The organism is Aliigemmobacter aestuarii (genome assembly GCF_004799285.1).
GTDB lineage: Bacteria > Pseudomonadota > Alphaproteobacteria > Rhodobacterales > Rhodobacteraceae > Aliigemmobacter > Aliigemmobacter aestuarii.
Genome location: NZ_SSND01000001.1, coordinates 1,557,935 through 1,580,945 on the forward strand (window position 1 = coordinate 1,557,935; position 23,011 = coordinate 1,580,945).

Sequence of the window (23,011 nt, forward strand, 5' to 3'; positions counted from 1 at the left end):
AGCCGAGCCTTGCATCCCCACGGCCCGACGTCAAATCTGGCGCGCTCACGGATTGCTTCAGGCTTTGGCCGGGCGCCGGCCTTGATCCCTTGCGTTGCACGGGGATTCGGGCGTATTTAGCGGGTCATGAACGGGTTCATCTACTTCAACATCACCGATCATGCGCGGCTTCCGGCCCGCTTCTTCGGCATGACCCGCACGATCCTCGCCCGACTGTGACGGTCGGCCTGCGTAACCACGCCCACCGAATTCCCTGCCATCATCCAAACCCGAGGTGAGAGCCATGACCGCTCCGCGTACGCTTTACGACAAGATCTGGGACGACCATGTCGTCGACCGCTCCGAAGACGGCACCTGCCTGCTGTATATCGACCGCCATCTGGTGCACGAAGTCACCAGCCCGCAGGCCTTCGAAGGGCTGCGCATGTCGGGCCGCAAGGTGCGCGCCCCGGAAAAGACCATCGCCGTTCCCGATCACAACGTGCCGACGACCGCAGGCCGCGACAAGCATATCGACAACGAGGAATCGCGCATCCAGGTCGAGGCGCTGGACAAGAACGCCAACGATTTCGGGATCAACTATTATCCGGTGAACGACATCCGGCAGGGGATCGTCCATATCGTCGGGCCTGAACAGGGCTGGACGTTGCCGGGCATGACCGTGGTCTGCGGTGACAGCCACACCGCCACCCATGGCGCCTTCGGCGCGCTGGCGCATGGCATCGGCACGTCCGAGGTGGAACACGTTCTGGCCACCCAGACGCTGATCCAGAAGAAATCGAAGAACATGAAGGTGGAAATCACCGGGAAACTGCGCCCGGGTGTCACCGCCAAGGACATCACCCTGTCGGTGATCGGGGCGACCGGCACGGCCGGTGGCACCGGCTATGTCATTGAATACTGCGGCGAGGCGATCCGCGACCTGTCGATGGAAGGCCGGATGACCGTCTGCAACATGGCGATCGAGGGCGGCGCCCGCGCCGGCCTGATCGCGCCCGACGAAAAGACCTTTGAATACGTCAAGGGCCGCCCGCATGCGCCGAAAGGCGCCGCATGGGAAGCGGCGCTGGCCTACTGGAAGACGCTTTATACCGACGAAGGCGCGCATTTCGACAAGGTCGTGACGATCAAGGGCGAGGATATCGCCCCCGTCGTCACCTGGGGCACCTCGCCCGAGGATGTGCTGCCGATCACCGGCAGCGTCCCCGCGCCCGAGGATTTCACCGGCGGCAAGGTCGAGGCCGCGCGCCGTTCGCTGGACTACATGGGCCTGACCCCCGGCATGAAGCTGACCGATATCAAGATCGACGCGGTCTTCATCGGGTCCTGCACCAATGGCCGGATCGAAGACCTTCGCGCCGCCGCCGCGATCTTGAAGGGCAAGAAGATCGCCCCCGGCGTGCGCGGGATGGTCGTGCCCGGTTCGGGTCTTGTCCGCGCCCAGGCCGAGGAAGAGGGCCTTGCGCAGATCTTCATCGACGCAGGCTTTGAATGGCGTCTGGCAGGCTGTTCCATGTGCCTTGCCATGAACCCCGACCAGCTTGCGCCGGGCGAACGCTGCGCTTCGACCTCGAACCGCAACTTCGAAGGCCGCCAGGGCTTCAAGGGGCGCACCCACCTGATGAGCCCCGCGATGGCGGCGGCAGCGGCCGTGACCGGCCACCTGACCGACGTGCGCGAGATGATGACGGAAACGGTGTAAGGATCTGACCGATGGAAAAATTCACCAAACTCACCGGAATCGCGGCGCCCATGCCGCTGGTCAACATCGACACCGACATGATCATCCCCAAGCAGTTCCTGAAGACGATCAAGCGGTCGGGGCTGGGCGTGAACCTGTTCGACGAAATGCGCTATGACCGCGAAGGCCGCGAAATCCCCGATTTCGTGCTGAACAAGCCGCAATACCGTGAGGCGCAGATCCTTGTGGCGGGCGACAATTTCGGCTGCGGATCGTCGCGCGAACATGCGCCCTGGGCGCTGCTGGATTTCGGCATCCGCGCCGTGATCAGCACCTCTTTCGCCGACATCTTCTTCAACAACTGCTTCAAGAACGGCATCCTGCCGATCGTGTTGCCGCAGGATGCGGTCGAAGTGCTGATGAAAGATGCCGAAAAGGGATCGAACGCGCGGATGACCGTGGATCTGGAAGCGCAGTCGGTGACGTCCTCGGACGGCCAGGTCTTCCACTTCGAGGTGGACGCCTTCAAAAAGCACTGCCTTCTCAACGGGCTGGATGACATCGGTCTGACGATGGAAAAGGTCACCGCAATCGACGCCTTCGAGAAAAAGGCTGCCACACTGCGTCCTTGGGCCTGATCAGGCCAGAACCACAAGATGTGGGGCCGTCCCTTGGGGCGGCCCTTTTTTCATCCCATCTTTGATGCAATCTCGCACCACAATTTCCCCTAAACCGCCACAAATCGATCCGAAGATCATCGAAGGAATTGCGGCGGCTAGCGAAAGAAGGCAAAAATTGGGCAAGATTGAGGCAGCCCGCCACAAAGCGCGGGAGATAATTGGGAAAAGGGCATGGCAAAGCACCATGTCCGACCGGTTCGAGGAAGGCAAAGCAGTGTTCGCACGCATGGGAGGCGCGCTGGTCCGGGCGTTCTTGGTGATGATCGTCATCGCCCTGCCCTCGGTCCTTCTGCCCGGTACCGAAACCGATGGCCGCCAGATGGTCGCGCTGATCGCCTTCTTCCTGGGCGCGCTGACCTTTGCCGAATACAACGCCACCTATCCTGGCCTTGTCGAATTCCGCTATGCCCCGCCCTTCAACCGCATCCGGTTCCTTGTGCTGTTCTTCACCGTCTTCGCCATCACGATGATCGTTAAGAACGACTATGAACCCACCTCGATGACGATCCTGATGAAGGCCACCGGCCTCTTGATCGGCGAGGCGATGGATTTCCCCTATTCGCCGGTGCGGCTCGCCGCTTACGTGCTGACCTCGGACCCTGAATCGGCGCTGTCGAACACGATCCGGTCGGCCGCCGGAACGGCCTATCTGATCTCGCTCTTCGGGCTGACGGTCTTCGTCCTGATGTTGCGGCTGAATGGCTGGCCGAACCGCAACGGCGCCTTCAATGTCTGGGTGAACCTGCCCACCTTCGACCCGACGACCGGCGGCGACGTCATCAACCGGCTGGAACGGGATGCCCGCATTAACATTGCATTAGGGTTTTTGCTGCCATTCCTGATCCCGGCGGTGGTGCAGATGGGGGCCAGCAGGCTGGAACCCACCATCCTGACCTCGCCGCAGACCTTTACCTGGACGATGACGGCATGGGCCTTCCTACCCGCCAGCCTCTTCATGCGCGGCATTGCCATGAGCAAGATCGCCGACATGATCCGCGAACGCCGCAAGCTGGGCGGGCTGACGGAAAACACCGGATACATCGCCGCCTGAGGCGTGCCGGAACGCTGTGTGTTCTGGCCTGCATCGCATGGGTTTCGGCGGCGCTGCCAACCGGCGCCGAAACGCTGCGCATCGCCGCATACAACGCCGATCTGTCGCGCGAGGGGCCGGGGCTTCTGCTGCGGGATCTGGGCAAGGCCGACGATCCGCAGATCGCCGCCGTGATTGACCAGATCACCGCGCTGCGGGCCGATGTTCTGGTCCTGATGGATGTCGATCACGATCTTGATCTGCGGGCGCTGACGGCCCTGCGCGACCGTCTGGCACAGGCCGGGATCGACTATCCCGCCATCTTCGGCGCCGCCCCTAACCGGGGGGTGCCCACCGGGTTGGATCTGGATCGCGACGGGCGGCTGGCCGAACCCGAGGACGCCCAGGGATTTGCCGGTTTCCGGGGCCAAGGCGGGCTTGCCATCCTGTCGCGCCGTCCCATCCTGCGCGATCAGGTCAGGGAATTCTCGTCTTTCCTCTGGGCCGACCTGCCCGGTGCGCTCATGCCTGCCGAACTCGGACCCGAGGCGCGGGACATTCTGCGCCTGTCCACCACCGCCCATTGGGAAGTGCCTGTGGACATCGGGCAGGGGCGCATCCTGCGGCTTCTGGTCTGGCACGGAACCACCCCGGCCTTCGACGGGGCCGAGGACATGAACGGGCGCCGGAACCATGACGAAACGGCCTTCTGGTCACGCCTGCTGGATGGCGATCTGCCCTTTCCCGCGCCGCCGCCGCCCTTCGTGATCCTTGGCCAGGCCAACGCCGACCCCGACCGGGGCGACGGCCGCCCCGAGGCGATCCGCGCCCTGTTGGCCGATCCCCGGCTGCAAGACCCGCTTGCCCGGCACGTCCCGTCGGAAACCGTCGACTATGGCCGCGACATCGGGCGGTTGCGCGTGACCTATGTGCTGCCATCGGCCGATCTGACGGCAGCCGCAGCCGGGCATGGCGCGGCCAGGGTCGAAGCCTCGCGCCATTGGCCCGTCTGGGTTGATCTGCAGTTCTGAAAGCCCTGCCGGCGCCGGATGACTTGACCCCGCGCGCCCCTTTGGCTAGGCCGCTTGCGACCCGTCAGACAGGAGCCTTCCCCGTGGCCAATCCTTCCCTCCTCATCCTCGCCGGCGACGGCATCGGCCCCGAAGTCATGGCCGAAGTGAAAAAGATCATCGGCTGGTTCGACGCCAAGCGCGGCATCCGTTTCGATGTCAGCGAAGACCTCGTCGGCGGCGCCGCCTATGACGTGCACGGAACCCCGCTGCATGATTCCACCATGGCCAAGGCGCAAGAGGTGGATGCCGTCCTGCTGGGCGCCGTGGGCGGACCGAAATACGACAAGCTGGATTTCAGCGTGAAGCCCGAACGCGGCCTTTTGCGCCTGCGCAAGGAAATGGACCTGTTTTCCAACCTGCGCCCTGCGCAGTGCTTCGATGCGCTGGCCGATTTTTCGTCGCTCAAGCGCGAGGTCGTGGCCGGCCTTGACATCGTCATCGTGCGCGAACTGACCTCGGGCGTCTATTTCGGCGAACCGCGCGGCATCTTCACCGAAGGCAACGAACGCGTCGGCATCAACACCCAGCGTTACACCGAAAGCGAGATCGCCCGCGTGGCGCGGTCGGCCTTCGAACTGGCACGCCGTCGCAACAACAAGGTCTGCTCGATGGAGAAGGCCAATGTGATGGAATCGGGCATCTTGTGGCGCGAGGTCGTGCAGGAAGTCCATGACAAGGAATACCCCGACGTCGAGCTTTCGCACATGTATGCCGACGCGGGCGCGATGCAGCTGTGCCGCTGGCCCAAGCAGTTCGACGTGATCGTGACCGACAACCTGTTCGGCGACCTGCTGTCGGATGCCGCGGCGATGCTGACCGGTTCGCTTGGCATGCTGCCCTCGGCCAGCCTTGGCGCGCCGATGGCGAACGGCCGGCCCAAGGCGCTTTATGAACCCGTGCATGGGTCCGCCCCCGACATCGCAGGCCAGGGCAAGGCGAACCCGATCGCCTGCATCCTGTCCTTCGCGATGGCGCTGCGCTATTCCTTCGACATGGGGGCCGAGGCCGACCGCCTGGAAAAGGCGGTGGAAAAGGTGCTGGCCGATGGCGTGCGCACGGCCGATCTGATGGGCCCCGAAGGCGGTGTGCCGGTTTCCACCAGCGGCATGGGCGATGCGGTCATCGCGGCGCTGGACGCCAGCCTCTGACGGCCACCCGACCGGATGAACAGCGGCCCGCCCCGGTGGCGGGCCGTTTGATTCAGGCCTTTCATTTCAGGCCGTTCTGCGCCTGCTCCCGGTAATGCGCAATCCGTTCGGCATGGTCTGATACACGCTCCAGCCAGCGCATCGCATCGGTCAGGTGCAGCATCTGCGGCACATCCAGCAGCCCGGCATGTTCCCGAAGCAGGGTCGACCGGCGATAACGCGCCGCGCGGGCGTCGATCAGCCGGTTCAGCCGCACCATCCGGTCGGCTGGCTCTGCCCGGTGCATCGCCGCGAACAATGCCCGCGCCGGGCGTCGCAGCACCGGATCATCGACCAGTGCCGCGATCCGCGGACGTTCCTCGGCCCGGTTCATCAGCCGTGTCATGTGATCGGTCAGATGCATCAGGGCCACGAACCTGTCACGCGCCGCGCCGTGGTCCGGCGCGACCCTCAGATCGGCCATCCATCGGGTGAAATCCACCAGTGCCGGTTCCACCCGCGCCGGCAGCGCCGAAAGCGGGCGCAGGTCGGGCGGGACATCGACCGCACGGCCCAGGGCCTGGGCGATCTCCTGCACGATCCCGGCCGACACGGCCGCCGCCGCATCCAGCGCCGCGCCCTCGTCGCCGATCAGCGCCCGGTCCAGAGGGGCCGACAGCGTCGAACGGCGCTCGGGCACCATCCGTTCCACCAGCGCCGCGAATTGTGCGGTGACAGGCAGAAAGATCGCTGCCCCTAGCAGGTTGAACCCTGTGTGGAACATCACCAGCGCGGTCTGTTCATCCCCGACGGTCGCAAGGACCATGGGCATCAGACCCAGAAGCGGAAAGGCGACGATGGCCGTTCCCAGGTTGAACAGGCTGTTGGCATAGGCCGTCATCCGCATTGGGCGGCTGCCGCCGAAGCTGGCCATCAGGCCCGTGGCCGTGGTGCCAAGGTTCATCCCGATCACCATCGCAGCCGCCTGCGGCAGGCTTATCGCCCCGCTGCCCAGAAGCACGAGCCCCAGCGCCATCGCCGCCGACGAGCTTTGCAGCACCATGGTCAGCACAAGGCCGATCCCGATCAGACCGAGCCGCCCCAGCCAGCTATCCCCCGGCAACCTGTCCGGGGTGATCCAGCCCTGAATCCCGGCGGTCGAGGCCTGCATCACATCCAGCCCGATGAACAAAAGGCTCAACCCCGCCAGAAACCGGGCCCAGCGATCGACGCCCGCGCGCCCGAAGATGCCCACAAGGCTTGCCACGAAAAGCACCGGCAGCGCGACCGTGCCCAGTTTCAGCTTGATGCCGACCATCGCCACGATCCAGCCGGTCGCCGTCGTGCCGATGTTGGCGCCGTAAAGCACCGAAAGCGCCTGGGAAAAGCTGATCAGCCCCGCCCCCGCAAAGCCGATCGTCATGACCGAGACGGCCGTCGAGGATTGCACGATCGCGGTGGTCACGGCCCCGGTCAGCGTCCCCCTGATCGGGGTCTCGGTAAAGCGGGCAAGCCAGCGGCGCATGCGTTCGGCCGCAAGTTCGCGCAGCGCGGCCGTCATCACCTCCATCCCGAAGAGAAAGAGGCCGATCCCCCCAAGAAATCCGATCAGGCCCGTGCCTTCCATGTGCCCTTCCCCTTCCGGGGGCCAGCATTTCGCAGAACGATGGCCGCCGCAAGCCGCCGACCGGCGTGCCGGGCGATTGAGCCTGCCGCCGATTTCTGACAGAAGGTCGCTGGCGCAAACATCGGCGGGCAAGGCCCCGGTTTCGGCAGACAAGGAAAAGCGACATGGCTGGTCACAATGTCAGGGGGGCTCTGGCGGCCCTTCTCGCCTTCGCGATCTATGCCACCCATGATGTCGTGGTAAAGTTCCTCGGCAGCCAGTATTCGGCCATCCAGATCATCTTCTTTTCGGTGCTTCTGGGCTTTCCGCTGGTCACGCTGATGCTGATGAAGGACCGGACCGACGGAAACCTGCGGCCGGTTCATCCCTGGTGGACGGCGGTGCGCACCGTTTCGACCGTGGTGACGGGTGTTTCGGCTTTCTATGCCTTCTCGGTCCTGCCGCTGGCGCAAACTTATGCGATCCTCTTTGCCGCGCCGTTGCTGATCACGCTTCTGTCGATTCCCATCCTCGGCGAACAGGTGGGAATCCGGCGCGGTCTGGCCGTCTTGGTCGGGCTCGTGGGGGTGCTGATCGTGCTGCGGCCGGGGGCCGCGCCCCTGTCGCTTGGCCATCTTGGGGCGCTGACTGCGGCGGTGTTCTCCTCGCTCGCCTCGGTAATCGTCCGCAAGATCGGCAAGGAGGAACGATCCGCCGTGCTGCTGCTTTATCCGATGGTGGCGAACTTCTTCATCCTTGGTGCAGCGTTGCCATTCGTCTATCGCCCGATGCCGGTCGAACATCTTGGCATGCTGGGAATCATCGCGCTGTTCGGGTTCATCGCCACGCTTCTGGTGATCGCCGCCTATCGGCAGGCCGAAGCCGTGATCGTGGCGCCGATGCAGTATTCCCAGATGATCTGGGCCGCGATCTTCGGCGCGCTTCTGTTCGACGAGACGCCGGACCTTTTCACGGTGATCGGCGGCGGCGTGATCATCCTTTCGGGGATCTATATCGTGCTGCGCGAGGATCGGGGGCGGGTGTCGAAGAACACCCCGGTGCTGGAATCACGCTCGCGCCCGGAAACCGGCACGATGCCGCGCATCTCGGTCATCCTAAGCCGCGATGCCGCAAAGGACCATGGCGGCTGATCCGTTCGGCAAACCACTGCGGTGCCCCCTTGCAAAAGGGCGAACAACGGTTTAACCCGCCTCCCACGGTCGGAGCGTAGCGCAGCCTGGTAGCGCACCTGCTTCGGGAGCAGGGGGTCGGAGGTTCGAATCCTCTCGCTCCGACCAACAAATCCCCCTGCAAGATTTCCCAAGGTCAGACGGGCCGGGCGCCATGCCCAAGCCGGTTCAGGCATAGATGTAGCCGCCCGAAACGATGATGTTCTCGCCCGTCATATAGGTGTTGCGCGGACCGCCGGCCATCAGCACCCATTCCGCCATCTCGCGCGGTTCGCCGCCACGCCCCAGCGGGCTGGCCTTGGCGAGTTCATTCAGAAACCCAAGCTGCCGCGCGCGTTCCGTGGCCATGCCGGCCGGGGCGACGGAATTGACGAGAATCCCGTTGGGGGCGACTTCATGCGCCATGCTTTTCGTCAGGCTGACGACGGCGGCCTTGGTCGCGGCATAATGCGCGTTCTGCGGATGGGCCTTGAAGGCATCGACCGAGGTTATGTTCACGATCCGCCCGCGCACCGGGCCGATGGACGGCTGTTGCCGCATCTGCCGGACCGCCGCGACCATCATGTGATAGGTGCCCTTCACGTTGATCGCGTTGGAGGCATCCCAATCCGCATCGGTGATCTCGAGAATCGGCTTGCGCGGATAGATCGCCGCCGAATTGACCAGCGTGTCGACGCGGCCAAGGCCATCGGCCACCGCGGCAAAGGCGCTGTGCGCGGCATCGGCCGTGCGGATGTCGCACGCGGCATGGGCGGTCGGAAGACCAGCCCTTCGCGCGGGTTCAAGGGCGGCCAGCGCGGCCTCTGCGTTCAGGTCGATCACCCCGACGCCGGACGCGCCGCGTTCCACGACCATTTCGGCCAAGAGCGCGCCCAGACCGGCGCCCCCGCCCACGATCACCACCACAAGGCCCTGCATTTTCACCTCTCTACCTTTGTCGCGCCCGTGGCCGTTGCCTGCCGGGTCGGAAGAATGTCGAACCGCGCCACATCCACATGGGCAGGCATCGCGAGGACAGACAGGACCATGCCGGCCACGTCCTCGGGCTGAACGGCGCCACCGCCCGCATACATCGCCGCGCGCGCCTCGGTCGGCAGCAGATCCCGGTAAAGCCCGGTTTCCACGCGCCCGGCGACGATCTCGGTCACGCGCACGCCCGACGTTGCCATGTCAAGCCGCAGCGCCTGCGCGAAAGCGCCGATCGCGGCCTTGGCGGCGCAATAGACGGCCAGGTTGGCAAAGGGCGCGTGCCCCGCCGTCGACCCGGTAAAGAAGATGTGCCCCCGCCCCCGTTCGCGCATCCCCGGCGCCAGCGCATGCGTGACCGCAAGCGCCGAGGTCAGGTTGACGGTGATCGCCCGGTCCACCTCGGACAGGGACAAATCACAGAAATGACCCATGCGGGGCATCATTCCCGCGTTGTTCACCAGCACGTCGGGCCGAAGCCCCGCCAGCGCCGGGCCAATCGCGGCGGTATCCGCCAGATCGAGGGCCAGCGCATGCAGACCCCTTTCCCCGAGGGCCGCAAGCGCATCGGGATCGCGGCCGATCGCCGTAACCCGATGCCCGGCCTCGTGCAGGGCCAGCGCGATGGCCCTGCCGATCCCGCCTGTCGCCCCTGTGACCACCGCATGCGTCATGTCCTGACCTCCAGTCTCCGCCCTAGACCGTCTTGTCATTGTGCAAGGTCCAGTCTTCCGATTCGACCCAGGCGCAGAAGGTGGCGATGGCCTTCACCCTGCGATGCGCCCTTGGCAGCACCATGTAGAACCCCGGCACCTCGGCCTCGGGCATGCCCCGCATCACGCCGCGCCCGAACGGGGCGACCAGGCGGCCCAGCTTCAGGTCCTCTTCGGCGTCGATGACGGACAAAAGCCCCACGCCCAGGCCCGCGACGGCCGCGCGGCGCATCGTGGCGGCATCCTGAAGCCGCATCGGCTGCGCGGTCAACTCGCCCGAAACGCCCAGATGCCGCAGAACGTTCGGCCACAGGTCATCGGCAAGGACCGGATGCAACAGCGTCTGCGACCGCAGGTCATCGGGCCGGCGCAGCTGGCGCGCGATCTCGGGCGTGCAGCAAAGCTCCTTCCAGTCGCGCACAAGAAGCGTGGCCTCGCATGGCTTCCAGGTGCCATGGCCCCACTGGATCGCCACATCCACGTCATCGCGGACAAAGTCCGGCAGGTCGACGATCGTTGTCAGGCGCAGGTCTGCATCGGGCATCAGGTCGCGGAACCGCGACAGCCGGTCGAGCAGATAGCGCGTGGCGAAATACGGGCTGGCGTTCACGTTGATCCGGTTGCGATGGCTGACCTTGCGGACCCGCCGCACGCCTTCCGCCAGTTCGTCAAAGGCCGCCTGCACATGATGGGCCAGAAGGATCGCCTGTTCGGTCGGCTCCACCTTGCGGCCCTTGCGTTCGAACAGGACCACACCCAGCGTTTCCTCAAGAAGCGCGATCTGCTGGCTGACAGCCTGGGGCGACACCAGAAGATCATCCGCAGCCGCGCGGAACCCGCCGCGCCGGACAACGGCGTGAAAGGCCCTGAGCGCGTTCAGGGGCGGCAGCCGCGCGGGGCGGTCATCGTTCATCGCCCGCCCCCGCCCTGCCATGCCTGCCCCGTGCCCCGGTCATCCCTAGATCACCGCCTTTTCCAGAAAGGGCCGCCCCTCGACGATCCTTTCATATCCCACTTCGGACAGGTCCAGCGTCCGGTATCCGCCATGGATTATCAGTTCGGAAACCCCGCGCCCCGCCGCCGGGCCCTGTTGCAGGCCGTGCCCGGAAAAGCCGTTGGCATAGATGAAGTTCTCCACCTCCGGATGCCGCCCGACGATCAGGTTGTGATCAAGCGTGTTGAAGTCGTAATGCCCGGCCCACTGGTTCACCACCTTGATGGCCTCGAACGCCCCGGACCGGGCCGCCAGCGCGGGCCAGACGAGGGATTCGAATTCCTCGTATCGCGGTTCGAAATCGTCCCAGTCGACGGCGGGGTCCTCGACGGGCGCCGCGCCCGAAAGGAAAAACCGCCCTTCCGGACGGCAGAAGACGCCCGTGGGATCGATCATCAGCGGCAGGCGCCCCTTGTTCACCGTGGCGCTGCCTTCCGGGGACCTTGCGCAATCGAACACGAACAGCGTGCGCTTGCGGGGTTCCACCGGTACATCCAGCCCCGCCATCCGCGCCGTCAGGGCCGCACGCGGGCCACTTGCGTTGACGATGGTCCCCGCCTGCACCACCGCGCCCGATTTCAGCGTGACCGAGGTCACGCGCGCCCCGTCGCGGCCGATGGCCACGACTTCATCCTTCACATACTCGGCCCCCTGCGCGCGGGCCTTGGCCTTGAAGCCGTTCATCAGCCCGGTGTTGGAAAACCACCCTTCGCCGGACTGTCCGTATGAGGCCAAGCGGATATCCTCCACCCGCAGATGCGGGAAGGCGCGTGCCAGCTCTTCAGGCCCCCACAGCACCACATCGGCCCCACAGGCGCGCTGCACCTCGTGGTTCTCGCGCAGGGTCTGTTCCTGTTCGGCGGTGTTCGCCAGAAACAGGTAGCCGCCCTGATGGAAGTTCAGGTCGGGCGGTGCTTCGCCCGGCACCTGCATCGCGTTGGCGAAATCCCTGATGAACGCGCTGCCGAACTGGCTGATCCTGACGTTGATCGGGTTCGAGAACTGGGTGCGGATCGAGGAGGACGAAAGCGAGGTCGAGGCCCGCGCATAGGTCGGATCGCGTTCCACGACCAGGACGGAGCCATTGAAATCGGGATTGGCGGTCAGGAAATGGGCCACCGCCGAACCGATGACCGCACCACCGACGATGACCACATCATAGGCGGCTCTCATCCTTGCGCCCCGTCGTCGGGATGACCCAGATCGACGAACCAGCCGCCAAGGCACTGAACGGCGGCTGCCGTCGGGTCGGGCGACGGGGTCCGGGCTTCGACGACGGCCCGGAACCGCTCGGTGCTGTCCTGCGGCACATATCCCAGATGCCCGGCAAGGCGGTTGTCCACGGGCTTCACCGCGTTGTCGGACATGCCGAAGGCGATGGAAAACCCCACCTGTGGCGCGGTCAAGGCTGCTGTCACCAGACGCACGCAATCCTCGAACGACAGCCAGGACCACAGCATCCGGCGGTCCGCGGGTTCGGGGAAGGATGAAAAGATCCGCAAGGCGGCGGTTTCGATCCCGAACTTGTCCCAGTAAAGCCGCCCGAGGTCTTCGGCAAAGCACTTGGACAACCCGTAAAGCCCGTCGGGGCGGTGCGGGGCGTTCGCATCGATGTGGTCCGCCAGCCGGTGATAGCCGATCGCATGGACGGACGAGGCATAGACGACCCGTTTCACGCCATTCTGCCGCGCGCCTTCATAGATGTGATAGCTGCCGCGGATATTGCCGTTCAGGATGCTGTCCCAGGACTGTTCCAGCGCGACCCCGCCGAAATGCACGATGGCATCCACGCCTTCGGTCGCACCGATCGCCGCCTGCATGTCGGCCAGATCAAAGCACCGGGCCTCTTCGTTCGGCTGCAGGTCGGTGATCGCGGCCATGTCGGCAAGGCGCAACTGGCGGCAAAGCGGCGCAAGGCCCCGGCGCAACTGCGTGCCAAGCCGTCCCGCAGCACCGGTCAGCAGGATGCGGTCGAACCTTGGCGCGGTCATGCCGTCACCTCTGCCGGTTCAAGGGCCGCGACGGCCCGGCCGATCCGCGCCACGGCCTCGGCCAGTATCGCATCGCCCGTGGCGGTCGAGATGCGGAAATAGGGGGACAGGCCATAGGCCGCACCGGGCACGGCGCTGACATGGCCCTGGTTCAGGAGGTAAGACACGACCGCCGTGTCATCTGCCAGAACCTCGCCTGCGGGCGTCCGCCTGCCGACCAACCCCTCGCAGCCGATATAGGCATAGAAGGCCCCTTCCGGAGGGGCCAGCGTCAGGCCGCGGATCCGCGCGATCCCGGCCACCACCAGATCGCGGCGGCGTTCGAACGCCTCGCGGAAGGTGGCGATGCAATCCTGCGGACCCGTCAGCGCCGCCAGCGCCGCCGCCTGCATCGGCGCCGCGACCGAGGTGACGGACTGGCTTTGCACGGTGTTCATCGCCTTCAACAGCAGCGCGGGACCGGCGGCATAACCGACGCGCCAGCCGGTCATCGCATAGGCCTTGGCCACCCCGTTCACCGTCAGCGTGCGGTCGTGCAGTTCGGGGCAGGCCTTTGCGAAGCTTATAAATTCCCGCCCGTCGAACAGGATGTGTTCGTAAATCTCGTCCGACAGTATCAGCACCTGCGGATGCCGCGCCAGCACCTCGCCAATCGCACGCAATTCCGCCACCGAATAGACCGCGCCCGAGGGGTTGCCGGGCATGTTCAGGAACAGCCATTTCGTGCGCGGGGTGATCGCAGCTTCGAGAATGTCGGGCGTCAGGCGGAACCTGGTATCTGCCCCGCAGACGGGCGTGACCGGCACGCCGCCCAGCAGTTTCACCATCTCGGGGTAGCTGACGAAATAGGGGGCGGGCAGGATCGCCTCATCCCCATCATTCAGCGTCGCCATCAGCGCGTTGAAGATGATCTGCTTTGCCCCGTTGGCCACGACAATATCATCCGGGCCATAGTCCAGCCCGTTCTCGCGGCGGAACTTTTCGGCCACGGCCGCGCGCAGGGCCGGTGTGCCCGCCGCCTGGGTATACAGCGTCTCGCCGCGCAAGGCCGCCGCATGGGCGGCTTCGGCCACATGGGGCGGCGTCGGGAAATCGGGCTCGCCCAGTCCGAGGTCGATCACATCCACGCCGGTCGCGCGCAGGGCCTTGGCCGCCATCGAGGCGGCCATCGAGGCCGAAGGCTTCACGGCGGAAAGGCGGTTGGCGACATAGGTCATTCTGGTTCTCCGGTCACATATCCTCGGGCGATGTCGATGGCGCGGGCCGCGCCGCTGCGGCGGGAGGAGTCGCCGAACCCGCCCCCTCCCGGCAGATGCAATATCAGCCTCCGCCCGGCAGGAACATGCTGCCAGCCCTTCGGCTTCAGCCGCGTGCCATCGTCCAGCATGGCCGCACCCGGCGCGCCGTCATGGCCGCCGTCACGGCCCCTGGCTGGGTGATTGACCCTGTCGAACATGGCGGAAAAGTCGAACTCGTGCCCCGGCAGGGGTTCGATTTCGATCATCTGGCCAAGTCCGCCCCGATATTCCCCGTCGCCTCCGCTGCCGGGGCGCAATTCCTTGCGCCAGACCACGATCGGGCCGGTGTGTTCGGTCGCCTCGACGGCCATCGTCATCACGCCCGAAGGAAAGGCCGTGGCCGACAGCCCGTCAAGGCCGGGGCGCGCACCCATCCCGCCCGAGTTGAACATCAGGATTTCCGCCCGCCGCCCCGCCTGGCCCGCCACGGGCCGCACCGACATGTGGATGTTCCACAGGGCCGCCGCGCCTTCGGCCAGCACCTGCCCCGGCAGCGCCTTGGCCAGCGCGCCCAGAACAAGATCGGGAACCAGATGGCCGATGACATGACGCACCGCCACCGGCGCGGGCCGGGGCGCGTTCAGGATGTTTTCGGGCGAGGTGATCGTGAACGCCTCAAGCGAGGCCCAGTTGTTCGGAATGTCCGGCGCCACCACGCATTTCAGCGCATACGAGGCATAGGCCTTGGTATAGATGATCGGCACGTTGATCCCGCGCGGGCTGATCCCGTCGGTGCCGGTGAAATCGACATTGACCGACACTTCGGCGATCTCGACTGCGCAGGCCAGCCTGACCGGGCTGTCATAGCCATCGGTCAGAAGGTCGTTCGCCCATCTGCCCTTGGGCAGGGCGGCGATCCGGTCCTGTGTGGCGGCACGGGTGCGCGAAAAGATGAAATCGCCAAGCGCGTCCAGATCGGCCAGCCCGATTTCGTCCATCATCGCAATCAGGCGGCGATGGCCCACGTCATTACAGGCGGCCAGCGAATAGAAATCACCCACCACCTGATTGGCCTCGCGCACATTGGCGCGAAGGATGCGGATCAGGTCGGCATTCACCCTTCCGCGCTCGGCGAATTTCATGATCGGGATCTGGATGCCTTCCTCATAGACCGATTTCCCATCGGCCCCGAACCCGCGCCCGCCCACATCCACCACATGCGCGGTGCAGGCAAAGAAACCCACGAGCACATCGCCCCTGAAACTGGGCGAGACCATGGTGATGTCATGCAGGTGGCCCGTGCCCTTCCATGGGTCGTTGGTCACATAGGTATCGCCCGGAAACATGTTGTCGCGGCCGATTTCCGTGATGAAATGCAGCACCGCTTCGGCCATCGTGTTCACATGGCCCGGCGTGCCGGTCACGGCCTGCGCCAGCATCCGGCCGGCCGGGTCGAAGACGCCGGCAGACAGGTCACCCGCCTCGCGCACCGAGGTCGAAAAGGCGGTGCGCAAAAGCGTCATCGCCTGTTCCTCGACGACCGAGATCAGCCGGTTCCACATCACCTGCATGCGGATCTCGAACGTTGCATCGGTCATGCCTGCGCCCCCTTGCGGACCAGAAGAAGACTGCCGTCATCCTGCATCACCACATCGAAGGGCGAGGTAACGACCGTCGCGGTTTCGCGTTCCACCACGACGGCCGGGCCGGAAAGCCGCGCGCCGGCGGCAAGGCTGTGGCGCTCGACGATGGCCGTCGGCAGGGCCTCACCCCGGGCCGGATCAAAGACAGGGCGAGAGAGCGCAGCACCCGCCTCTGTCCGGCCCGGGGTAAGGGCGTGGCGGTCGGGCGCGGGGCGGATGTCCTGCGCCTTGACCGAAAATGTCACGATCTCGATCTCCAGCCCGTCAAGCCCGTCGATGGCGCGACCGAAGAAACGGGCATAGTTCGTCCTGAAACTGTCGCCCAACGCATCGATGTCGGCGGCCGTGAAGGGCCGATCCGGCAGTGCGACCGGAATCTCCCACCCCTGCCCGGCATAGCGCATGAAGGCGGTCATATCGCACTGGACCGGACCTTCGGTTCCGGCGCGGACAAAGCCTTCGGCGGTGGCCTTCAGGCCCTGAAGCAGCCTGTCGATGTCATCCGCATCGGCCTGCGACAGACGGATCACGCGCGAGGCCAGCGCCTCGTATCCGAAAGGGGCCTTCAGAAAGCCGATGGCCGAACCCACGCCCGCCCCCGCAGGGATCAGGCATTGGTCGATGCCCAGCTTTTCGCAAAGACGGGCGGCGTGCAGGGGTGCCGCACCGCCAAAGGCCACCATGATGTTGTCAGAGATGTTCTTGCCGTTTTCCACCGCATGCACACGGGCGGCATTGGCCATGTTTTCATCCACCACTTCGCAGATACCGAAGGCGGCGGGGGTAGCAGCCAGTTTCAGCCTGTCGCCCACATCGCGCAGGATCGCGGCTTCGGACGCGGCAGCGGACAACTTGATCGCACCACCGGCGAAGTTTTCGGGGTCGATCTTGCCGAGCACCAGATCGGCATCGGTGATCGCCGGGCGCTGGCCACCGCGCTGATAGCACGCCGGGCCGGGTTCGGATGCCGCCGATTCCGGCCCGGTCTGGATGCGCCCCATCGCATCGACCCAGGCGATGGACCCGCCACCGGCGCCGATCTCGATCATCTCGATCACCGGGATGGAAATCGGCATGCCCGAACCCTTGGCAAAGCGGGTCGTCCGGGCCACCTCGAAGGTGCGGGCGGTCTTGGGGGCGAAATCCTCGATCAGGCAGATCTTGGCGGTGGTGCCGCCCATGTCGTAACTCACGACCTTCTCCAGCCCGAAACGCCGGGCCACATCGGCGGCAAAGATCGCGCCGCCCGCAGGTCCGCTTTCGACCAGACGCACGGGAAACTCGGCGGCGGTTTCCACGCTGATCAGACCGCCGCCGGAATGGATCATGAAGACCGGGCAGGCCGCGCCCCTTTCCTTCAGCCGCACCTGCAGACGGCCCAGATAATCGGCCATCAGCGGGCGGACATAGGCATTGGCGCAAACGGTGTTGAAACGTTCGAACTCGCGCATCTGCGGCGAAACTTCGGACGAGATCGAAATCGGCAGACCCGTCTTTGCCGCGATGATCGCGCGCGCGCGTTCCTCATGCGCGGGGTTCATGTAGGAATGGATGAAGCCGATGGCCACGGCCCCGAACCCGCCCGTGGCGATCCTGTCCGCCAGCGCGGCAAGCGCCGGTTCATCCAGCGGCGCCAGCTCCTGCCCCTGCGCGCCGATCCGGCCCGCGACCGTGAACCGGTCCTCGCGCGGGACCAGCGGGGTGGGAAGCACAAGGTTCAGGTCATACTGGTCGAACCGGCTTTCGGTCCGCATCTCGATCACGTCGCGAAAGCCTTCGGTCGTCACGAACGCTGTCCGCGCGCCGCGCCGTTCGATCAGCGCGTTGGTGGCCAGCGTCGTGCCGTGGATGACGATCTCGAGGTCGCCATACCCAAGCCCGGCCTCGGCCAGGACGATGTCGATCCCGTCAAGGATGGCCTGTTCGGGCGCTGCATAGTTCGTCAGCACCTTGGTGGAATGCAGGCCCCGTGGCGTTTCCAGCGCGATGTCGGTGAAGGTGCCGCCGATATCGGCGCCAAGCCTGACCTTCCGGCGGGTCTGCATGGTCATTTCCCGTCCTTTGCCGCAAGCGCGGCTGCGCGCATCTGGGACAGCGTCTGCCGCGGGGTCAGCGCCTCGGGGCTGATGTTCAGGTCCAGCACCGCGCCCGTGCGCGAGGCCAGCGCGCGGGCAAAGGCGGCGGCAAAATCCTCGGTCCGTTCCACCCGTTCGGCGTGAAAGCCATAGGATCGGGCCAGCATCACGAAGTCGGGGTTTTCCAATGTGGTGCCGGACACCCGCGCCGGATAGGTGCGTTCCTGATGCGCGCGGATCGTGCCATAGATGCCGTTGTTCAGGATCAGGACGATGGGCTGCGCCCCCGCCTGCATAGCGGTTCCCAGTTCCTGGCAGTTCATCTGGAAGTCACCGTCGCCGGCGAAACAGACAACCGTACGGTCAGGACAGGCGACTTTCGCGGCCACCGCGGCGGGCAGGCCATAGCCCATGGCCCCCGATTGCGGCGCCAGCAGCCGCGCCTTGGCGCCGAACTTATAGAACTTGTTCGGCCAGACGGTGAAGTTGCCCGCCCCGTTGGTCAAGATCGCATCGTCGGGCAGTACGGCGCGCAGATGCGCCGTCACCAACCCCATGTCCACGGGCGAGGGCTGTGGGCCAGGGTCAAAGCCCGCCTCCCATTCAGCCCGCGCCTGCGCGCGCCATTCCGCCCATCCGCCAGTGAGCGAGCGCAGGGCCGCAGCAAAGGCATTGGGCCCGGCGTGAATTCCAAGCGCCGGTTGATAGACCTTGCCGATCTCGCGGTCGGACCCATGCACATGGATCAGCGTCTGTTCAGGGACAGGCACTGACAGAAGCGTGTAGCCATCCGTCGTCATCTCGCCGAAGCGGACGTTGACCGCCAGGATCACATCCGCCTCGCGGATCAGGCGTTTCACGTTCGCAGGCATGCCCACCCCCGCCTCGCCCGCATAGCAGGGCGAGTGGTTGTCGAACTGGTCCTGATAGCGGAAGGCGGCAATCACCGGGATGTCCGAGGCTTCGGCAAAGCCTTGCAGCGCCGCGCGGCCCGCACCGGTCCAGTTGCACCCGCCCATCAGGATCAGCGGGCGCGCCGCCTTGCCAAGCATCGCAAGCGCGGTGTCAAGCGCCGCATGCGCTGCCGCCGCCTCGGCAATGCACGCCGGCCCGGCCAGGGGGGCGGCATCGGTCAGGCTGGTCAGCATGTCTTCGGGCAGGGCAATGACCACGGGACCCGGACGACCGGCCGTGGCCGTCGCCCAGGCACGGCCGAGGATTTCGGGGATGCGGTTCACATCGTCGATCTCGACGGCCCATTTCGCCATCGTGCCGAACACCGCCCGGTAGTCGATTTCCTGAAACGCCTCGCGCCCCTTCATGTCGGTTCCGACCTGCCCGACAAAGCAGATCATCGGCGCCGAATCCTGCATCGCGGTATGGATGCCGATCGAGGCGTTCGTCACCCCCGGCCCACGCGTGACAAAGCAGAGCCCCGGCTGCCCAGTCAGCTTGCCCCAGGCGGCGGCCATGAACGCCGCCCCGCCTTCGTTCCGGCAGAGCACGAAATCGAGGCGGCCTTGCGTGTCGTGCAGCGCGTCCAGCACCGCCAGATAGCTTTCGCCCGGAACCCCGAACCCCTTGGTCGCGCCAAGCGCCACAAGAGATTCAACCAGCAACTGCCCCCCGTTCCGCATAGCGACCCCTGCATGAAGACGTCCGTTCCGATCGCGGACAGGACCTGTACCCAGAGCGCAGAATGACCCGGGAAGCGTCCCCGCGAAACCAAGATTTCCCGTCAATCAGCAAGAATTTCTTGTCGATTGGTCTGGTTGAAAGCCGTGCTCCGGGACGGGTGCGGGCCGATCGTGCGGGATCAGGTCGGGGGGAAGGCTGTTCGGGCAAGCGCCCGCCACAACCCTCAGGGCGCCGGAAGGCGCGGGGCGGGGTCGCCTTGGCCGGGCCCACGCCATCCTGCAAACAGATGGCCATCGTGAGCCGGCGGGCAGCAACCCCGCCTCCGCAAGTTACCGGACTTGGGCAATGATTGTCAGAAAAATCGTGGCTTCAAGAAAAGGCACGCTCAGAACAATCGAGCGGGCGGTAGTGATGGCAGAACCGAGATACTTGTTACCGACGTTATGGACAGGCTTTCGTACCAGATAGCGAAACATTCTTGGTCCCTCGTCAGGTATTGTTTACCTTTTCATCAATAATAACAACCACTTACGTTTGCGTTGATACGCCTTGTATCCCTTTGCGGGAACCTGTCTTTTGGGACATGTCTTTTCGTTGGCAAGCAGCGGACGGGCCGCACCGGCCAGCGGGGCGCGCAGGCAAGGGGCTGCGCGGGATGGGCAGGGCGGTAATGTGGAAAAGCATCGGCCGTTGATGGGCGCGGCCCCATCGGGGCACCGCCTAGCGCACCGGGTTTTCGCTGTCGGTATCGGTCCCCGCGGCGGCGCGCGCCTCAACCTCATTGACCACGCCATCGACATAATCAAAGCACGTGGGGCAAACCGCATAGGTCACGAAGGCGGGATGGCGTTCCTCGATCTCGTCGCACGACACCCAATCCGACGAGCCGTCGAACATGACATGCCCGCAGTAGGAACATTTGCAATCCCGCGCGTGGGGATCGTAATGCCACGGCGTCAGCGGGGGCGAGAAGTGCCAGGCATCGCGCAGGTCATGCACCATCAACGCGCGATCATCCTTCATCGGCTGGATCGTCAGCAGGAACTTCCGCGCCATGCTGGGCGAATCACAGCGGTATTCCAGGCGCAGCGGCTTTTTCGTCGTCAGCACCGTATCGATCAGGCGACTGGTCAACAGGCGGGTATCGTCACCGGCGATATGCGCCATCAGCGAGGTCGACAGCACCGTGTTGGCCAAGGCTGATTGTGCAGCGTTCTGAAGGGCGAATTCGTCCCATTCCCCGCCCACCCAAAGCAGGCGGTAACTGGTGTCTACAACGGCGTAGACCTGCAGGAACTTCAACTCCCTCCCCCTTCCCGTGCGTGGACGGCAGTGCGACACTAGCACAAGTTTGCACGAAGTCGCGCCAGAAGTTTACACTTTCTGCCGATTTAAATGCCACGGGAATCGTGTTTGTCAACGCAGGTTTACAACACTGGCCGTCCTGAACGGCGATGCTGCCTGTAATACGGCGGTTGCGATATCGCTCGCGGCCAACCCCGCCCAGGCATACATCTGGGCCGGGCTGGCCTGGTCTATGAACCGGTCAGGCAGGGTCAAGGTGCGGATTGCACGGCCTTTTTCCAGCAAACCCGCTGCGGCGAGGTGATGCAGGACCAGCCCACCGAACCCGCCGGTGGAACCCTGCTCGACCGTGACCAGCGTGCGATGATGGCGGTGCAGTTGTTCCAGCAGTTCGGCATCCAGCGGTTTGGCGAACCGCGCATCCGCGACCGTCACCGAAACCCCCTGCGATTCCAGAATGGCGGCGGCGGCCAGTGCCTCGGACAGGTGCGCACCGAACGACAAGATCGCCGCGTCGCTGCCTTCGCGCAGGATCCGGCCCCGCCCGATCGGCAACGCCTCGCCCCTGTCGGGCATGGGCACGCCGATCCCTTCGCCCCGCGGATAGCGCAGGGCGATCGGCCCCTCGTCATGCCGCGCGGCAGTGGCGATCATGTGGGCCAGATCGGCCTCGTCACCTGCGGCCATCACCGTCATGTTCGGCAGATTGGCGAGGAACATCACGTCGAAGGCCCCCGCATGGGTCGCACCGTCCTGCCCCACCAGCCCCGCCCGGTCGATCGCAAAGCGCACCGGCAGGTTCTGAAGCGCCACGTCGTGCACGATCTGGTCATAGCCGCGCTGCAGGAAGCTGGAATAGATCGCGCAGAAAGGCCGCATCCCGCCCGCCGCCAGGCCCGCCGCGAAGGTCACGCCGTGCTGTTCGGCAATGCCCACGTCAAAGACACGGCCCGGAAAGCGGGTCTGCATCGCATCCAGGCCCGTACCCCCCGGCATGGCGGCGGTGATGGCCACGATCCTGGGGTCGCGCGCGGCCTCGTCCGTCAGGGTCTTGCCAAAGACGGCGGTGTAGTTGGGCGCGTTCGCCGGGGTCTTGAACTGCTGCCCGGTCGCGATGTCGAACTTCGCGACGCCGTGGTACTTGTCGTCCGCGCCCTCGGCCGGGGCATAGCCATAGCCCTTCTTCGTGACCACATGGATCAGGACCGGCCCGGTGGCATGGGCGCGCGCCCCGCGCAGGACCGCCAGAAGGGCCGGCATGTCATGGCCGTTGACCGGGCCCAGATAGGCAAAGCCCAGCTTTTCGAACAGGGTCGGGCCGCCCGGCCGGTCGCCCACCAGTTCACGGGCGCGGCGCGCGCCTTCGCGCAGAGGCGCGGGCAGGTGATCCTCGATGCCCTCGGCCAGCGCCTTTAGCGTGGCCAGCGGGCCGTTCCGGCCCAGGGTGTTCAGATAGGTCTGCAACGCGCCCACGGGCGGGGCAATCGACATGTCGTTGTCGTTCAGGATCACGAACATCCGCGTGCCCAGATGGCCCGCGTGGTTCATCGCCTCATAGGCCATGCCGGCGGTGATCGCCCCGTCGCCGATCACGGCGATCGTGTCACCCACGGGCTGCCCCATCTCGCGCGCGAGGGCAAAGCCAAGCGCGGCCGAGATCGAGGTAGAGCTGTGCGCCGCCCCGAACGGGTCATGTTCGCTTTCCGACCGCTTGGTGAACCCGCTCAGCCCGCCGGCCTGGCGAAGTGTCAGCATCCGGTCGCGCCGACCGGTCAGGATCTTGTGCGGATAGCACTGGTGGCCCACGTCCCAGATCAGCTTGTCATGCGGGGTGTTGAAGACGGCATGCAGCGCCACGGTCAGTTCCACCACACCCAGCGACGATCCCAGATGGCCGCCGGTCTGGCTGACGACCTCGATCACCTCGCGGCGCAGTTCATGCGCCAGCGTGCCAAGGTCGCGGTCCGGCAGGGCACGCAGATCGGCCGGGCTTGCCACACGGTCCAGCGTCGGCTTGGGCGTCAGGGGGGATACGGGGCCTTGGGCGGTCATGGCGCTCTC

Annotated in this window: 18 protein-coding genes and 1 tRNA gene; 7 read left to right on the forward strand and 12 right to left on the reverse strand. The window is 65.5% G+C overall.

What is annotated here, in order from left to right; translation table 11 throughout:
- Window positions 1-283: 283 nt before the first annotated feature.
- The 5 genes from leuC to leuB all read left to right on the forward strand — a co-directional run bounded on the left by leuC (window position 284) and on the right by leuB (window position 5,612).
- On the forward strand, window positions 284-1,702 hold the full coding sequence (gene leuC / locus E7811_RS07635) for a 3-isopropylmalate dehydratase large subunit (protein WP_136393926.1): 1,419 nt from the start codon (window positions 284-286) through the stop codon (window positions 1,700-1,702).
- 11 nt (window positions 1,703-1,713) lie between these two features.
- Window positions 1,714-2,319, forward strand: coding sequence for a 3-isopropylmalate dehydratase small subunit (gene leuD / locus E7811_RS07640; protein ID WP_136393927.1), 606 nt, complete (start codon window positions 1,714-1,716; stop codon window positions 2,317-2,319).
- A 226-nt stretch (window positions 2,320-2,545) separates the two neighbouring features.
- On the forward strand, window positions 2,546-3,412 hold the full coding sequence (locus tag E7811_RS18190; RefSeq protein WP_136393928.1) for a hypothetical protein: 867 nt from the start codon (window positions 2,546-2,548) through the stop codon (window positions 3,410-3,412).
- A gap of 101 nt (window positions 3,413-3,513) precedes the next feature.
- Window positions 3,514-4,422 carry an endonuclease/exonuclease/phosphatase family protein gene (locus E7811_RS07650; RefSeq protein ID WP_246020316.1) on the forward strand — a complete coding sequence of 303 codons (909 nt, stop codon included), beginning with the start codon at window positions 3,514-3,516 and terminating at the stop codon, window positions 4,420-4,422.
- An 83-nt stretch (window positions 4,423-4,505) separates the two neighbouring features.
- The gene (gene leuB / locus E7811_RS07655; protein ID WP_136393930.1) at window positions 4,506-5,612 is read left to right on the forward strand and encodes a 3-isopropylmalate dehydrogenase; all 1,107 of its coding nucleotides are present in this window, start codon (window positions 4,506-4,508) and stop codon (window positions 5,610-5,612) included.
- A gap of 61 nt (window positions 5,613-5,673) precedes the next feature.
- Here the strand turns inward: leuB and E7811_RS07660 are convergent, their stop codons facing one another.
- Window positions 5,674-7,218 (reverse strand): Na/Pi cotransporter family protein, encoded by a 1,545-nt coding sequence (locus tag E7811_RS07660; protein WP_136393931.1) that lies wholly within the window; start codon window positions 7,216-7,218, stop codon window positions 5,674-5,676.
- A 164-nt stretch (window positions 7,219-7,382) separates the two neighbouring features.
- On the opposite strand from E7811_RS07660, the gene E7811_RS07665 reads away from it, so the two are divergent.
- Window positions 7,383-8,348, forward strand: a complete 966-nt coding sequence (locus E7811_RS07665; protein ID WP_136393932.1) for a DMT family transporter — start codon at window positions 7,383-7,385, stop codon at window positions 8,346-8,348.
- Between the two features lie 70 nt (window positions 8,349-8,418).
- Window positions 8,419-8,495, forward strand: a tRNA-Pro gene (locus E7811_RS07670).
- Between the two features lie 60 nt (window positions 8,496-8,555).
- On the opposite strand, the gene E7811_RS07675 is transcribed toward E7811_RS07670, so the two are convergent.
- The 11 genes from E7811_RS07675 to dxs all read right to left on the reverse strand — a co-directional run bounded on the left by E7811_RS07675 (window position 8,556) and on the right by dxs (window position 23,002).
- Window positions 8,556-9,305, reverse strand: a complete 750-nt coding sequence (locus E7811_RS07675; RefSeq protein WP_136393933.1) for an SDR family NAD(P)-dependent oxidoreductase — start codon at window positions 9,303-9,305, stop codon at window positions 8,556-8,558.
- Window positions 9,306-9,307: 2 nt separating this feature from the next.
- A complete protein-coding gene (locus E7811_RS07680) occupies window positions 9,308-10,027 on the reverse strand; it encodes an SDR family oxidoreductase (protein WP_136393934.1) in 720 nt (239 codons plus the stop codon).
- A 22-nt stretch (window positions 10,028-10,049) separates the two neighbouring features.
- Window positions 10,050-10,979 (reverse strand): LysR substrate-binding domain-containing protein, encoded by a 930-nt coding sequence (locus E7811_RS07685; protein ID WP_136393935.1) that lies wholly within the window; start codon window positions 10,977-10,979, stop codon window positions 10,050-10,052.
- Window positions 10,980-11,024: 45 nt separating this feature from the next.
- Entirely contained in the window at window positions 11,025-12,233 is a 1,209-nt protein-coding gene (locus tag E7811_RS07690) for an NAD(P)/FAD-dependent oxidoreductase (RefSeq protein WP_136393936.1), read from the reverse strand.
- Window positions 12,230-13,051 (reverse strand): NAD-dependent epimerase/dehydratase family protein, encoded by an 822-nt coding sequence (locus tag E7811_RS07695; protein ID WP_136393937.1) that lies wholly within the window; start codon window positions 13,049-13,051, stop codon window positions 12,230-12,232. Before E7811_RS07695 ends, E7811_RS07690 begins: the two co-directional genes overlap by 4 nt.
- A complete protein-coding gene (locus tag E7811_RS07700; protein ID WP_136393938.1) occupies window positions 13,048-14,268 on the reverse strand; it encodes a pyridoxal phosphate-dependent aminotransferase in 1,221 nt (406 codons plus the stop codon). Before E7811_RS07700 ends, E7811_RS07695 begins: the two co-directional genes overlap by 4 nt.
- Entirely contained in the window at window positions 14,265-15,887 is a 1,623-nt protein-coding gene (locus E7811_RS07705; protein ID WP_136393939.1) for a hydantoinase B/oxoprolinase family protein, read from the reverse strand. The genes E7811_RS07700 and E7811_RS07705 overlap by 4 nt, the downstream gene beginning before the upstream one ends.
- Window positions 15,884-17,983, reverse strand: coding sequence for a hydantoinase/oxoprolinase family protein (locus E7811_RS07710; protein WP_394345603.1), 2,100 nt, complete (start codon window positions 17,981-17,983; stop codon window positions 15,884-15,886). The genes E7811_RS07705 and E7811_RS07710 overlap by 4 nt, the downstream gene beginning before the upstream one ends.
- Window positions 17,980-19,644: a thiamine pyrophosphate-dependent enzyme gene (locus E7811_RS07715; protein WP_136393940.1), complete on the reverse strand. Its 1,665-nt coding sequence runs from the start codon at window positions 19,642-19,644 to the stop codon at window positions 17,980-17,982. The genes E7811_RS07710 and E7811_RS07715 overlap by 4 nt, the downstream gene beginning before the upstream one ends.
- 721 nt (window positions 19,645-20,365) lie before the next feature.
- The gene (locus E7811_RS07720) at window positions 20,366-20,947 is read right to left on the reverse strand and encodes a hypothetical protein (protein WP_136393941.1); all 582 of its coding nucleotides are present in this window, start codon (window positions 20,945-20,947) and stop codon (window positions 20,366-20,368) included.
- 114 nt (window positions 20,948-21,061) lie between these two features.
- A complete protein-coding gene (gene dxs, locus E7811_RS07725) occupies window positions 21,062-23,002 on the reverse strand; it encodes a 1-deoxy-D-xylulose-5-phosphate synthase (RefSeq protein ID WP_136393942.1) in 1,941 nt (646 codons plus the stop codon).
- Between the last annotated feature and the right edge of the window lie 9 nt (window positions 23,003-23,011).